Genomic DNA, 14,355 nt, shown 5'->3' with positions numbered 1-14,355 from the left:
TCAGTATCCCTTGGCGTTGGTCGGCTCGCGCCCGTCGAGCGCGGCAAGCAGGGCATCGAGCAGGCCGCTTGCGCCGAAGCGGAAATGCGAGGCGGCGACCCAGTTGGCCCCGAGAATGCGGTCGGCGATCGCGAGATAGGCGGCCGCATCCGCAACGGTGCGAATGCCGCCGGCCGGCTTGAAACCGATCTCCGGGCCGCCCTCGCGGCGGATCTCCTCGATCACGGTCAGCATGATCTCCGCCGTCTCCAGCGTGGCATTTACCTTCACCTTGCCGGTCGAGGTCTTGATGAAATCGGCGCCTGCCGAGATGGCAAGGAGCGAGGCCGCGTGGACGAGCAGCGGATCGCCGATCTCGCCGGTCTCCAGAATGACCTTCAGCAGCCGGTCGCCGCAGGCCTCGCGCACCCTGGCGATCTGCGTCTCGGCAAAGCCGCGCCGTCCGGCGACAAAGGCACGGTACGGCATGACGAGGTCGATCTCGTCGGCGCCATCGGCGATCGCCTGCCGCGTCTCGGCAATGACGGCCAGCGTGTCATCACCGCCTTGCGGAAAGTTGACGACGGTCGCAACGCGCACGCCGGAGCCGGCGAGCAGGCTCGCGGCCTGGGTCACGAAGCGCGGCCAGATGCAGACCGCCGCGACGGGACCATGGGGCGTGGCCGCGCGAGCGCAAAGCGCGTCGATGTCGGCGGTGGTGCAGGTCTCGTCCAGATTGGTCAGGTCGACCAGCGGCAGCGCGCGCTGCGCCACCTCGACAGGTGTCATGTCAGGCATTTCCAAGATCCTTGACGAAGCGGCGGATCAGCCGCTTCAGCGCGTCGACGGCAATCAGCGCCGTCGACTTGGTTTCCTCGTGCGACAGGCCGTGCGCCTGCAGGCCGGCGCCATAGTTGGTGATGGTGGAGATCGCGGCAACGCGCAGGCCGAGATAGCGGGCGAGGATCACTTCCGGCACCGTCGACATGCCGACTGCATCCGCTCCCAGCAGTTTCGCCATGCGGATTTCCGCCGGCGTCTCGAAGGAGGGGCCGGAAAACCACATGTAGACGCCTTCGCCCAGCGAAATCTCCTCTTCGGCAGCGAGCGCCCGCAAACGGGCGCGGAAGTCGGGATCGTAGGCAGCGCTCATGTCGAGAAAGCGGCGGTCGCTTTCCTCGCCGATCAAGGGGTTGAGGCCAGACCAGTTGATGTGGTCGCTGATCAGCATCGGCGTGCCGGGCGCAAACTCCTGGCGCAGGGACCCGGCCGCGTTGGTGAGCAGCAGCGTGTCGCAGCCGAGCGCCTTCAGCGCCTCCAGAGGCGTGCGCATGACGTCCGCTCCCCCGCCCTCGTAGTAATGGGCGCGGCCGGACAGGACGACCACCGGCACATCGCCGAGGCGACCGGCGACCAGCTCGCTGCCATGGGAGGAAACCGAGGAGACAGGAAATCCCGGCAGCTTGGAATAGGGAATGCGCACGGCATCCTCTACCTCGTCGGCCAGTTGGCCGAGACCCGATCCCAACACCATTGCGACACGGTAGTCGCCGGGTCTTGCGGCGCGGACGATCTCCGCGCATTCCGGCCCGAAGCCGCTCATATGTCCCTCTCCTCGTCCTTGAGAACGAACCGCGCCGGCAACAGGTCCGCCATGGTCAGCGTACGGCGCAGCCCGGTGTCGTCGCAGATGTGAACCGGCACGTCGTCGCCGGCGAACTCGGCAAGTCTCTGGCGGCAACCACCGCAAGGGGTGCACAGCGCCGCCTTCGCGGTGACCAGCACCTCGACCACGTCGCCCGGCCGGCCGCCGGCGGACACCATCGCCCCGAGCGCGCTGGTTTCCGCGCACCAGCCTTCCGGGAAGCTGGCATTTTCCACGTTGCAACCGGCAAAGATGCGCCCGTCGCGGGTGACAACGGCAGCGCCGACGCGAAAGCCGGAATATTTCGCATGCGCATTCTCTCGGGCCGCACTGGCGGCGGCGAACAATTCGTCGAAACAGCTCATGTCGTCCTCGTTGCCGTGGCTCAGCTGCGTTCCTTGACATAGGCGGTGCCGCCGGCGCGCGGCGGGACCGCCTTGCCGATGAAGCCGGCAAGCAGAACCACGGTCAGGATGTAGGGAAGGGCCTGGATCGCCTGCACCGGAACTTCGCCGATGCCGGGGACCTGTTGGCCCTGAAGGCGGATCGCCACGGCATCGAGAAAACCGAAGAGCAGGCAGGCGAACATCACCGGCACCGGCTTCCATTTGGCGAAGATCAGGGCTGCCAGGGCGATGAAGCCCTTGCCGGCGGTCATGTTGGCGATGAAGCTCGCCGACTGGCCGATGGAGAGATAGGTGCCGGCGAAGCCGCACAGGATGCCCGTGCAGATCACGGCGCGATAGCGCAGCCAGGTGACGGAGATGCCGGCCGTGTCGACCGCGCCGGGGTTCTCGCCGACTGCGCGCAGGCGCAGTCCGAAGCGCGTGCGGTAGAGCACCCACCAGGAGAAGGGCACGGCGAGGAAGGCGGCGTAGACAAGGATGTTGTGGCCAGACAGAAGCTCCGAATAGAGCCCGCCGATCACCGGGACGTCGCGCAGCTCCGCCGCGAAGGGCCATGTGACGTCGCCGAAGCGGGCGTCCCCGCTCACCGCCGGCGTGCGCCCGCCCTGGCCGAACCAGGCCTGTCCGAGCAGGGCGGTCAGCCCCATTGCCAGGAAGTTGATGGCAACGCCGGAGACGATCTGGTTGCCGCGATTGGTGATGCAGGCAAAGCCGTGCACCAGCGCCAGCGCCACCGAAACGAGAATGCCGGCGCCAAGGCCGATCCAGGCAGACCCGCTGACGGCGGCCGCCGCGCCGGCAGCGAAGGCCGCGCCCAGCATCTTGCCCTCAAGGCCGATGTCGAAAATGCCGGACCGTTCCGAATACAGGCCGGCAAGGGCCGCAAGCAGCAGCGGTGTGGAAAGCCGGGCAGTGCTGTCGAGCACGAAGATCAGGGTTTCGAACATCTCTCCCCTCCCCTCACGCGGCCGGCGCCGGCCGGGCGGCCAGCACGCCGAAGATGCGAAGCAGCACCGGGCGGAACATGTGCTCCAGCGCCCCGGCGAACAGGATCACCAGCCCCTGGATGACAACGATCATGTCGCGGGTGATCGTCGGCATCTCGAAGGCCAGTTCCGCGCCGCCCTGATAGAGCATGCCGAACAGGATGGCGGCGAAGACGATGCCGATCGGATGTGCGCGGCCCATCAGTGCGACGGCGATGCCGACGAAGCCGTAGCCGGCCACGAACTCGATGAGCAACCGGTGCTGCGAGCCCATGATCTCGTTGATCGCCATCATGCCTGCGAGACCGCCCGACATGAGCATGGTGACGACGGTGATGCGCAGCGGCGAAATGCCGGCATAGACGGCCGCGACCGGGTTGGCGCCGAAGGTGCGGATCTCGTAGCCGAGCCGGGTGCGCCAGACGACGATCCAGACGAGCAGACAGGCGGCGAGCGCCAACAGGAAGGAGAGGTTCACCGGCGCGGATCCGAAGTCCGTTCCGGGCAGCACATCCTGCAGCAGCGGCAGGCGGCCGCCGCTTTCGAAAGTCCGGGTTTCCGGCTGCATGGATCCCCGCTTCGACAGCAGGTTGACCAGCAGGTAGACCATCATCGAGGCGGCGATGAAGTTGAACATGATCGTCGTGATGACGACATGGCTGCCGCGCTTGGCCTGCAGGAGCGCCGGGATGAAGGCCCAGGCCGCGCCGAAGGCGGCAGCGCCCAGCACCGCGAAGGGAAGCGTCACCCACCAGGGGACGTACCGGTCGAGCGCAAGACAGGCGAGGGCGACGCCGAGGCCGCCCAGATACGCCTGCCCCTCGCCGCCGATGTTGAACAGGCCCGCATGGAAGGCGATGGCCACCGCAAGGCCGGTGAAGATGAAGTTGGTCGCGTAGAACAGGGTGAAGCCGATGCCCTCGTTCCAGCCGAGAGAGCCCCACACCAGGACCTTGACCGCCTCGACCGGGTTCTCGCCGATCAGCAGCACCACCAGGCCCGAGACCAGAAAGGCAGCGGCGACATTGAGCGCCGGCATCAGCCCGTAGTCGACCCAGCGCGGAAGCTGTCCCGCCGTCATTCCGCCGCCTCCTGTCCGCTTGCACCCGCCATCAGCAGGCCCAGCTCGCTTTCCGCTGTCTCCGGTGCGCGCTCGCCGACCACCTGCCCGTCGAACATGACCAGCACCCGGTCTGCCAGCGCGCGGATCTCGTCGAGTTCGACCGACACCAGAAGGACACCCTTGCCCGCATCGCGCAGCGCAACGATGCGCTTGTGAATGAACTCGATGGCGCCGATGTCGACACCGCGCGTCGGCTGGCCGACAAGCAGAATGACCGGATCGCGCTCGATCTCCCGCGCCAGCACGATCTTCTGCTGGTTGCCGCCGGAGAAGTTGGCCGTCTTCAACATGCAGTCGGCCGGGCGGATGTCGTATTTCTCGATCTCGACCTTCGCCGCCTTGCGGATGCGGTCGAAATCGAGGAAGGGACCGCGCCCGTAGGACGGGTCGCGGTGATAGCCGAGAATGGCGTTCTCGCATTCGGGAAAGCGGGTCACCAGCCCCATGCGATGGCGATCCTCGGGCACATGCGCGAGCCCGAGTTCGCGCATATCAGCAGGATCCTTGGTTCCGCGTGAAAGATCGACCCGCGTTCCGTCGACAGTGACGGTTCCCGAAGTCACGGCGCGAATGCCGGCAATCGCCTCCAGCAGCTCGGACTGGCCGTTGCCGGAGACGCCGGCAATGCCGACGATCTCGCCGGCGCGCACCTCCAGCGAGACGTTACGCACGACGTCCACGCCGCGCCCATCGCGCACCGTGAGGTTCTCCACCGTGAGCACCGGTCGTCCCGGTTCGGCCGGCCCTTTCTCCACCTCCAGCAGGACCCGGCGGCCGACCATCAGTTCGGCAAGCTCGCCCATCGAAGTCTTCGAGGTCTGGCGGGTGGCGACGATCTCGCCGCGTCGCATGACCGAAACCTCGTCGGTCACCGCCATGATCTCCCGCAGCTTGTGGGTGATCAGCAGCACCGTCTTTCCCTCGTCGCGCAGCACGCGCAGGATCCGGAAGAGATGGTCGGCTTCCGCCGGGGTGAGGACACCGGTCGGCTCGTCCAGGATCAGGATATCGGCACTGCGGAACAGCGCCTTGAGGATCTCCACCCGCTGCTGCAGGCCGACGGGAAGATCCTCGATCAGGGCGTCGGGATCGACCTTGAGATCGTAGTCGTCGGCAAGGCGCTTCAGCTCGGCCCGCGCCTTGGACACGCCGCCGGCGAGCAACGCCCCGCCTTCGGCGCCCAGAATGATGTTCTCCAGCACGGTGAAGTTCTCCACCAGCATGAAATGCTGATGGACCATGCCGATGCCCAGCGCGATCGCCGCCTGGCTGGAGGGAATCGAAACCGGCTTGCCGTCGACGCGGATCTCGCCGGAATCGGCATGATAGAAGCCGTAGAGGATCGACATCAGCGTCGACTTGCCCGCACCGTTCTCGCCGACGATGCCGTGGATCGAGCCCTTGCGGACCTTGAGATGGATGTCCTTGTTGGCGTGGACCTGTCCGAAGCGCTTGTCGACGCCGACGAGTTCGATGGCAAGCTGGTCGCTCACAGCGGGCACTCCCCCTCGCTGGCCGCGTCATGCACGGTGATCGTGCCGTCTGCGATCCGTGCAGCTGCCTCGCCGGCCGCCGCCTCCATCTGCGCGGTGACGAGCGCGCGGTTGTTGTCGTCGATCACCCAGTCCATGCCGCCTTCCGCAAGGCCGAGCACCTCGATGCCGGCGCTCCACGTACCGGCCTTGGCATCGGCGAAGTTGCGGTAGACCGCGACATCGACACGCTTGCGGATCGAGGTGAGGATCCGGCCCGGATAAAGGCCGTTCTGGTTGCTGTCGGTGCCGATGCCGAGAACCCCGGCATCGGCCACGGCCTGCAGAACCCCGATACCGGTGCCGCCAGCTGCCTGGATGATCACATCGGCGCCGCGGTTGATCTGGCCGCGTGCAAGCTCTGCTCCGCGAGCCGGATCCGCAAAGGCTGCCGGCGTGTCGCCGGTCATGTTGAAGATAACGCGGATGTCGGGGGAGACTGAGGCCGCTCCCTGCCGGTAGCCGCAGAGAAACCGGCGGATGATCGGTATGTCCATGCCGCCGACGAAACCGATGGTCCCGGTCTTCGAAGCCATCGCCGCCAACAGGCCGGCGATGTACGAGCCCTCATGCTCGCGAAAGACGACCGAGCGCACGTTGGGAGCCTCGACCACCATGTCGATGATGGAGAAATCCGTCTGCGGGAAGTCCTTCGCCGCCGACGCGACCGCGGCAGCCTGGTTGTAGCCGATGGCAACGACCGGCTCGGCGCCGCGCGAGGCAAAGCCCCGCAGCGCCTGCAGGCTGTCGGCATCGCGGGCGATCTCGAAGTCCCGGTAGCTTTCGCCGGTCTCGGCGGAAAACCGCTCGGCTCCGCGAAAGGCGGCCTCGTTGAACGAACCGTCGAACTTTCCGCCGACGGAATAGACCAGCGCCGGCTCGCCGAGGGCAGGCGCCACGGCAAGGCCGCCAACCAGGGCGAAGGCTGCAAGCGTCTTCACGATACGCGCCATGACCGCTGTCCCGCGTTGTCTGCCCTGCGGTTCAGGGCAACGCGCGCCGCGAGCCATGCCCGCGGCGCGCTTTCTCCCGTCAGAACGGGCAGCTCTCGCTCGCCATGTAGTCGTGGACGACGATCTTGCCGGAGATGATGTCGGCCTTGGCCTGGTCGACCGCGGACTTCATCTCCTCGGTGATCAGCGCCTTGTTGTTGTCGTCCAGCGCCCAGTCGACGCCACCCTCGGCAAGGCCCAGAGAATAGATGCCGGAGGTCCAGTTGCCGTCCTTGGCGTCGGTGAAGGCCTTCTCGACCGCAACGTCGACGCGCTTCAGCATCGAGGTCAGCACCTTGCCCGGATGCACGGCGTTCTGGTTGCTGTCGACGCCGATGCCGAGCTTGCCGGCATCTGCGGCGGCCTGCAGCACACCCAGACCCGTGGCTCCGGCGGCGTGGTAGATCACGTCCGCGCCGCGGTCGATCTGCGACTTGGCGAGCTCGCCGCCCTTGACCGGATCGTTGAAGGCAGCCCCCGTCGAGCCGGTCATGTTCTCGAAGATCTCGGCGTCGGCATCGGTTTCCTTGACGCCCTGCTTGTAGCCGCAGGCGAACTTGCGGATCAGCTGGATGTCCATGCCGCCGACGAAGCCGACCTTGCCGCTTTGCGAGGCCATCGCCGCCAGCTTGCCGACGATGTAGGAGCCCTCATGCTCCTTGAAGAGGATCGAGCGGACATTCGGCAGATCGACGACCATATCGACGATGGCGAACTTGGTATCCGGGAACTCCTTGGCGACCTTCTCCAGCGCATTGGCATGCAAGAAGCCGATGGCGATCACCGGGTTGGCGCCACGGCGCGCGAAGTTGCGCAGCGCCTGTTCGCGCTGGCTGTCGTTCTGGATCTCGAAATCGCGATAGTCGATGCCGGTTTCGGCCTTGAACTTCTCGGCGCCGATGAAGGCCGCCTCGTTGAAGGACTTGTCGTTCTTGCCGCCCAGATCATAGACGACCGCCGGCTGGATATCCTGGGCCAGCGCCGTACCGGCGAGCAGGACTGCCGCTGCGGCCCCGAGGATCACGCTTTTCATCACCATGACTTACCTCCACCTGTTCTCCCGTCGGCGTCATGCCGAGCGGGCTTGTCTGGCTCCTTCCGCGACGGCCAGGGCCCGGCCCAGGCTCTCGTCGACGATCAGGTCCGTGATCAGCCCCGCGCGCAACGCCGCGCGCGTGGCCTCAAGCTTGCCGAGCCCGCCGGCGAGCGCGACGATGCGCGCGCCGCGAACGGCCTCGAAGGGTAGCCCGACGGCCTTGTCGCCGAGCTTGGCCGGCACAAGGCGCCCGTCGCGGCCGATGAAACGCCCCATCAGGTCGCAGACCGCGCCGGTCGCGATCAGGTCGCGCTGCTCCTCGCGCAAGATCAGGTCGCGGCTGATGAGATGCCCGTCATCCTCCACCGAGCCGATGCCGATGACGAAGAGATCGGAAGCGCGCGCACGCTCAAGAAGCGCCTGGACGCTGCGCTGGCCGAGAAACGTGTCGCGCTCCGCGACGGTCTCGGCGAGGTACGGCACGGGCAGATAGTAGCCTTCGCCGCCCGTGCGTTCGGCCAGTTGCTGGACGACGTCGAACGGGTTGGCGGAGAGCTTTCGCGTCAGCGAGCCGGAAATCGAAACGATACTGAGATCCGGGCGCTGGATGCGCGGCATCATCTCCACCGCGGCCTTCAGCGTGCGCCCCATGCCGACGCCGAGCTGGACGAGCGCGGGATTGGCAAGCAGACTGGCAAGATGCGGGCCGGCCACCTCAGCGATGGCCCGGATCGCGGACGCATCGTCGCCGCCGCCGATATCGGGAGCGATCAGACAGGAGGAGAGGCCATGGGCATCGACCAGCGCCGCCTCGATCTCCAGGCAGTCCGAGGGCCGGTCGGCGATCTGGAAGCGAACGAGCCCGGTCTTCTGAGCATGGGCGATGAGCCGGTGGACACGCGCTGTCGAGATACCGAGACGCGCCGCGATCTCGCCCTGCGTCGCTCCGCCGACGAAGGACATCCACGCGGCGCGGATCGCCATGTCTGTTGTCCAGTCGCCAGCCTGCATGCCCGTGTCCGTCGTCCCGCATCAACAGGGACGGCCACCGCGCAGCGCATGCCGCGTCGGAACGAAACGCCGGCCCCCTCACCCGTGGCTGAAAATTTCTTCAGCTCTTGAGATTTCTTTCATTCAGACTGCCTGAGCCCCCAGCCGAGGTCAAGCGCCTTCGCAAGAGAAGCTGGCGGAGCCCGGCAAATTTTGCCGACCGCCCGGCAGGAACTGCCCAGGTTTCTTGCAGATCGCCGCAGTTTGCCGAAAGGGCAGGCACCGTCCGACCCGGAAAACGTGACGTCATGCTGCTGGAGAATCGCCGGACCAGCTTCTTAACCGGCTGATCGCCATGAGCTATTGGCAGGCGCACAGGGTGCCACTCGGGATCAGCCGCCGTCGGAGTGCCCTCCCTCGCACAGGTCTTTGCTTTCCGTAGCGTCTGGCACGGCTCTTGCTGATCTGTCCTTGTCGCCAGAGCGCCGGAAGGAGGCCGCAGGGGTGCGGTCGGGAGAGGGAACGGACGCAAGATAAGGCACGCAACGAGGAGCGTCGGACAAGGCGGGAGCCCTTCATCGGTTGAAGGAGTTTCGACCATGTGCGTGCCACGTCTCTCCCCGACGGCAGGACACAGCCTGCCTGACCGCATCGCCCGCTCGTGCCTTGCACTCGCCGGCTGGCTCTTCTCCGCCCTCGTCCTTGCCGGACTTTCGACCTTTTCGGCCGCAGCGGCCGGCAACGCCCCGCTGCTCGGCTATGGCTACGACCCTGATCGCGAGGTCGATGTCGAGCTGGTTCTGGCTGTCGACATCTCCCAGTCGATGGACAGGGAAGAGCAGGAGGTCCAGCGCGCCGGCTATGTCGCCGCCCTCACCTCTCCGCAGGTGATCGACGCGATCCGCTATGGCCCGACCGGCCGGATCGCGGTGACCTACATGGAATGGGGCGGCGCGGGCGAGCAGTTCATCGTCGCCGACTGGTCGGTGATCACCGACGCCCCTTCCGCAGCGGCTTTTGCCGCCAAGATCGCCGAGGCCCCGCTGCGCCAGCGCCAGCGCACCTCCATTGCTTCTGCCCTGTCGCAGGCAACCGCCATGGTCGCCGCCAACCGGTTCGAGGGCCTGCGCAAGGTCATCGACATTTCCGGGGACGGGCCCAACAACCAGGGCGGCAAGGTCGCGCTGTTCCGCGACCAGGCCATCGCCGCCGGCATCACCATCAACGGGCTTCCCTTGATGATGAAGTCCGAGCGCGATGCCTGGCAGTCCATGCTGAATGTCGACGCCTATTACGAGGACTGCGTGATCGGTGGCCCCGGCCACTTCTTCATTCCGGTGCGCTCGCGCGAGCAGTTTGCCGACGCCATCCGCATGAAGCTGGTTCTGGAGATCGCCGGCCTGATGCCGGAGACCGCGCTGGTGCACCGGGCGAGCGGACGCAAGCCGGTCAATTGCGGGCTCTACGATTGAGCCCCGCACTGTCCTGCTGGCAACGGCAGGCAGGGTGCCTTGCGGACGGGCCCGCAAGGAGAAGCCGGGCAGGACCGGCTTTCCACCCGGCGCGTAAGCGGGTACATCCTTGGAAAGGATACATATCCGCTTACGCACCTGACCTTGAAGAGCGAACAGGAACGCATTGACCGGACCCGCGAGCCCCTTGCCCGACACCCGTCCCGCCAAGCCTGCACTGGCGCTGGTCGCCCATGACGCGCGCAAGGACGAGATGGTCGCCTTCGCTAGGTCGCACGAGGACAAGCTCGGTTCCTTTCGCCTGGTCGCGACCGGCACCACGGGCGGACGGATCCTCGATGCCTGTCCCAGCCTGACCATCGAACGGCTGAAAAGCGGCCCGCTCGGCGGCGACCAGCAGATCGGCGCGATGATCGCCGAAGGACGGCTGCAAGGGCTGATCTTCCTCGTCGACCCACTGTCGCCCATGCCGCACGATGTCGACGTCAAGGCCCTGATGCGCCTCGCCCTCGTCTACAACATCCCAATGGCGCTAAACCGGGCAACGGCCGATATCCTGCTGCGCTCGGCGCGCCTTGCCGGCCTGCCCACCACCTCGACAACTCCCGAGATCATACCCCAGGCGTGATGACCCTTTCCCCGCCCAGTCTCCGCGGTTTTCGCTTTCCCGTGCTGGTCGCCGACATCGGCGGGACCAATGCGCGCTTCGCGATGGTCACCGACACCCACGCGGCGACCAGCGTCTATGGCTCGGTGCCGACCGCCGGCTTTCCCGGCCTTGCCGAGGCCGCCATCGCCACGGTGCTGGACCACACCTCGGTGATGCCGCGTACCGCGGTGCTGGCCGTGGCGGGCCCGGTCACCGGCGACCGCATTCCCATGACCAATGCCGACTGGGTGATCGAACCGCTGGATCTGATCCGCCGGCTCGGCCTGGAAAGCGTCGTGGTGCTCAACGACTTCGAGGCGCAGGCGCTGGCCCTGCCGGGACTGGAAGGCGACGACGTCCGCCAGATCGGCGGCGGGACGGCACAGGCGAACGGAGCCAAGGTGGTTCTCGGACCCGGCACGGGCCTCGGTGCGGCTGCGATGATCCACACCGCAGGTACCTGGATCCCGATCCCCGGCGAGGGCGGACATATGGAGCTCGGCCCCGTCTCCGAGACCGACTACCGGGTGTGGCCGCATATCGAGCGGCAGGAGGGGCGGATCGGCGCCGAACGCATCATCAGCGGGGCCGGCCTTTTGCGGCTGTCGCGGGCCGTGGCGGCGGAGGCAGGGACCGAGCGCGCCTTCGAGCGCCCGCGCGACGTGACCGAGGCCGCCGATGCCGGCGACGAGATCGCCCTGCGCACGATGGACATCTTCGTGCGGGCGCTCGGCCGGGTGGCCGGCGACTTCGCCCTCACCTTCCTGGCGCGCGGCGGCGTCTTTCTCGGCGGCGGCATTCCCGGCCGCATCGACACCTACCTGGCCCATCCCGCCTTTCGAGCCTCCTTCGAGGCAAAGGCCCCGCATTCCGCGCTGCTCGCCACGATCCCGACCTTCCTGATCCGCCACAGCAATCCGGCGCTGGAGGGCCTTGCAAGCTTTGCCCGCACCCCGACGCTCTTTGCGGTGGAGCTTGAGGGCCGGCACTGGAGCCTCGGCGGCGCAACAGGCCCTGCCGCGACCCCGGAATGAGCGAGACTGCCGCAACGCGCCCGCCGCTTCCCATCGATGCGGTGCTGCCGGACCTGCTCGCCGCGCTCGATACGCACACATCCTGCGTGCTTGTGGCCGAACCCGGCGCAGGCAAGACCACGGTCGTGCCGCTGGCCTTGCTCGACGCGAAATGGCGCGGCGACGGACGCATCATCGTGCTGGAGCCCCGGCGGCTCGCGGCCCGCGCCGCCGCCGCCCGCATGGCCTCGCTGCTCAGCGAAGAGGTCGGCGGGCGCGTCGGCCTCCGGGTGCGGCTGGAGACGAAGGTCTCGGCCCGCACGCGCATCGAGGTGGTCACCGAGGGCGTCTTCACCCGGATGATCCTCGAGGACCCCGAGCTTTCGGGCATTGCCTGCATTCTCTTCGACGAGTTCCACGAGCGGTCTCTGGACGGCGATCTCGGCCTTGCCCTGGCGCTCGACGCCCAAGGGGCCCTGCGCGAGGACCTGCGCATCCTGCCGATGTCCGCGACCATCGATGCGGCAGGCGTTGCCAGCCATCTCGGCGGTGCGCCGGTGATCCACTGCAAGGGACGTAGCTTTCCGGTCGAGACCCGCTATCTCGGGCGCGACGGCGACCGCGACATCGCAGCTCAAGTGGCATCTGCGGTGCGCAAAGCGCTGGCGGAAGAGACCGGCTCGATCCTCGCCTTCCTGCCCGGGCAGGGCGAGATCCGCCGTGCAGTCGACCTGCTCGGCCCGCAACTGCCGGCCGATACCGATCTTGCCCCGCTCTACGGCGCCCTCACCGGCGCCGAACAGAATGCCGCCATTCGCCCGGCGGCAAACGGCCGGCGCAAGGTGGTGCTCGCCACCTCCATCGCCCAGACTTCGCTGACCATTGAGGGCGTGCGCGTCGTCATCGACAGCGGCCTCGCCCGCGTGCCGGTCCATGAGCCAGCAACCGGTCTGACAAGGCTCGCGACCGTACGTGCCTCGCGCGCCGCCGCCGACCAGCGGCGCGGCCGTGCCGGGCGCATGGAGCCGGGCATCTGTTATCGCCTGTGGGACGAGGCGCAGACCGCATCGCTGCCGGCAGACGACAGGCCCGAAATTCTGGAGGCGGACCTCTCCAGCCTGGCGCTCGACCTGGCCGCATGGGGTGTGAGCGATCCCGGCAGCTTGCGCTTTCCCGACCAGCCGCCGGCGGCCGCCTGGAGCGAGGCCGTCGGCCTGTTGCAGCGGTTGGAAGCGCTCGACGGCACGGGACGGCTGACGGCGGAGGGTGAGCGCATGCGCGCCCTGCCCCTGGTGCCTCGGCTTGCACATATGCTGGTGCGGGCAGGCGAAACCGGGAACGGCCGGATTGCTTGCGAGATTGCGGCCCTCCTCTCCGAACAAGGGCTCGGCGGGCGCTCGGCGGATCTGCGCCACCGCCTGATGGATTTTCGCCGCGCCCGCGATCCGCGCAGCACGGCCGCCCGCGGCATGGCCCAGCGCTGGCAGTCGTTGATCGCCAAGGGATCGAAGGCAAAGACGGAGCCGCCCGCGGCGGGCGACACGGAAGCGGCAGGCAGGCTGCTGGCACTTGCCTATCCCGACCGGGTGGCGCAGGCACAGGATGGGCGCGGCGGCTTTCGCATGGCCAATGGCAGGGGCGGCCGCCTGGACGAAGCCGATCCGCTGGCCCGCGAGCCGTTTCTCGTCGTCGCCGACCTGCAAGGCAATGCCGCGCGCGGACGCATCCTTCTCGCTGCGCCGATCTCGCGCGAGGAGATCGAACAGCTTTTTGCCGGTGAGATCGAGGACGAGGTGCAGGTCGCCTGCGAGGCCTCCGGCTCTGTCCGGGCGCGGCGGTTGCGCCGCTATCGCCGGCTGGTGCTGCGCGAGGCTGTCGAACCCAATCCCGATCCGGAAGCCGTCGCCTCAGCTCTCCTTGCCTTCCTCAAGGCGCGCAGCGCGCGCGCCCTGCCCTGGAGCAAGGCCCAGGCGGCCCTGCGCGCCCGCGTCGTGACCTTGCGCGGGCTGCTGCCGGCCGCCGAAGCCGAGGCCTGGCCGGACCTTGGCGACGATGCCTTGAGCGAAACCATGGACGCGTGGCTCGGCCCCTATCTCGCGGGGGTGCGCAGCGCATCGGCGCTCGATGCGGAGCTCCTTGGCAATGCGCTCGCGGCCCTGCTGCCGCAGCACCGGCTGGGTGAGCTCGACCGGCTGCTGCCGAGCCATTTCTCCGCGCCTTCGGGATCGCATGTCCCGATCGACTACGATCGCGAGGAAGGACCGACGCTGCCCATCCGTGTGCAGGAGCTTTTCGGCCTCGACCGGCATCCGGCAATTGCGGGAGGCAGCGTGCCGCTGATCCTGGAACTGCTGTCGCCGGCCCACCGGCCGATCCAGATCACCCGCGACCTGCCCGGCTTCTGGCGCGGATCCTGGGCCGCGGTGAAAGCGGAAATGAAGGGGCGCTATCCCAAGCATCCCTGGCCGGACGATCCGTTGTCGGCGTCCGCGACCAACCGGGCCAAACCGCGCAAGTAGCGCGGGCCTGGC

At 67.6% G+C, this 14,355-nt stretch carries 13 protein-coding genes; 4 read left to right on the top strand and 9 right to left on the bottom strand.

The features are described from left to right. The 9 genes from deoC to H7H34_RS02545 form a co-directional block, all read right to left on the bottom strand. On the bottom strand, positions 1-777 hold the full coding sequence (gene deoC / locus H7H34_RS02580; protein ID WP_185924145.1) for a deoxyribose-phosphate aldolase: 777 nt from the start codon (positions 775-777) through the stop codon (positions 1-3). After that, positions 770-1,582, bottom strand: a complete 813-nt coding sequence (locus tag H7H34_RS02575; protein ID WP_185924144.1) for a purine-nucleoside phosphorylase — start codon at positions 1,580-1,582, stop codon at positions 770-772. The genes deoC and H7H34_RS02575 overlap by 8 nt, the downstream gene beginning before the upstream one ends. Next, complete coding sequence (cdd, locus tag H7H34_RS23265) at positions 1,579-1,989, bottom strand: cytidine deaminase (RefSeq protein WP_209006137.1); 411 nt, start codon at positions 1,987-1,989, stop codon at positions 1,579-1,581. The genes H7H34_RS02575 and cdd overlap by 4 nt, the downstream gene beginning before the upstream one ends. Before the next feature lie 20 nt (positions 1,990-2,009). Then, on the bottom strand, positions 2,010-2,978 hold the full coding sequence (locus H7H34_RS23260) for an ABC transporter permease (RefSeq protein WP_120268423.1): 969 nt from the start codon (positions 2,976-2,978) through the stop codon (positions 2,010-2,012). A gap of 13 nt (positions 2,979-2,991) precedes the next feature. Next, entirely contained in the window at positions 2,992-4,098 is a 1,107-nt protein-coding gene (locus tag H7H34_RS02565) for an ABC transporter permease (protein WP_120268422.1), read from the bottom strand. Further along, positions 4,095-5,633 (bottom strand): ABC transporter ATP-binding protein, encoded by a 1,539-nt coding sequence (locus H7H34_RS02560; protein ID WP_185924142.1) that lies wholly within the window; start codon positions 5,631-5,633, stop codon positions 4,095-4,097. Before H7H34_RS02560 ends, H7H34_RS02565 begins: the two co-directional genes overlap by 4 nt. Continuing rightward, the gene (locus H7H34_RS02555) at positions 5,630-6,625 is read right to left on the bottom strand and encodes a BMP family ABC transporter substrate-binding protein (protein ID WP_185924141.1); all 996 of its coding nucleotides are present in this window, start codon (positions 6,623-6,625) and stop codon (positions 5,630-5,632) included. Before H7H34_RS02555 ends, H7H34_RS02560 begins: the two co-directional genes overlap by 4 nt. A 79-nt stretch (positions 6,626-6,704) precedes the next feature. Continuing rightward, positions 6,705-7,697 (bottom strand): BMP family lipoprotein, encoded by a 993-nt coding sequence (locus H7H34_RS02550; protein ID WP_185926410.1) that lies wholly within the window; start codon positions 7,695-7,697, stop codon positions 6,705-6,707. A 36-nt stretch (positions 7,698-7,733) separates the two neighbouring features. Next, a complete protein-coding gene (locus H7H34_RS02545; RefSeq protein ID WP_209006136.1) occupies positions 7,734-8,711 on the bottom strand; it encodes a sugar-binding transcriptional regulator in 978 nt (325 codons plus the stop codon). 578 nt (positions 8,712-9,289) lie between these two features. Here H7H34_RS02545 and H7H34_RS02540 point away from each other — a divergent pair. The 4 genes from H7H34_RS02540 (at position 9,290) to hrpB (ending at position 14,343) form a co-directional block, all read left to right on the top strand. Continuing rightward, a complete protein-coding gene (locus H7H34_RS02540; RefSeq protein WP_120268418.1) occupies positions 9,290-10,162 on the top strand; it encodes a DUF1194 domain-containing protein in 873 nt (290 codons plus the stop codon). Positions 10,163-10,379: 217 nt separating this feature from the next. Then, positions 10,380-10,790, top strand: a complete 411-nt coding sequence (locus tag H7H34_RS02535; protein ID WP_256431572.1) for a methylglyoxal synthase — start codon at positions 10,380-10,382, stop codon at positions 10,788-10,790. Further along, positions 10,790-11,845 carry a glucokinase gene (gene glk / locus H7H34_RS02530; RefSeq protein WP_185924140.1) on the top strand — a complete coding sequence of 352 codons (1,056 nt, stop codon included), beginning with the start codon at positions 10,790-10,792 and terminating at the stop codon, positions 11,843-11,845. The genes H7H34_RS02535 and glk overlap by 1 nt, the downstream gene beginning before the upstream one ends. Further along, positions 11,842-14,343 (top strand): ATP-dependent helicase HrpB, encoded by a 2,502-nt coding sequence (gene hrpB, locus H7H34_RS02525; RefSeq protein ID WP_185924139.1) that lies wholly within the window; start codon positions 11,842-11,844, stop codon positions 14,341-14,343. The genes glk and hrpB overlap by 4 nt, the downstream gene beginning before the upstream one ends. Positions 14,344-14,355: the final 12 nt, after the last annotated feature.

This window comes from Stappia sp. 28M-7 (assembly GCF_014252955.1).
Classification (GTDB): Bacteria; Pseudomonadota; Alphaproteobacteria; order Rhizobiales; family Stappiaceae; genus Stappia.
Note: the sequence above shows the minus strand (reverse complement) of the source record. Positions and strands in the feature narration are given on the sequence as shown.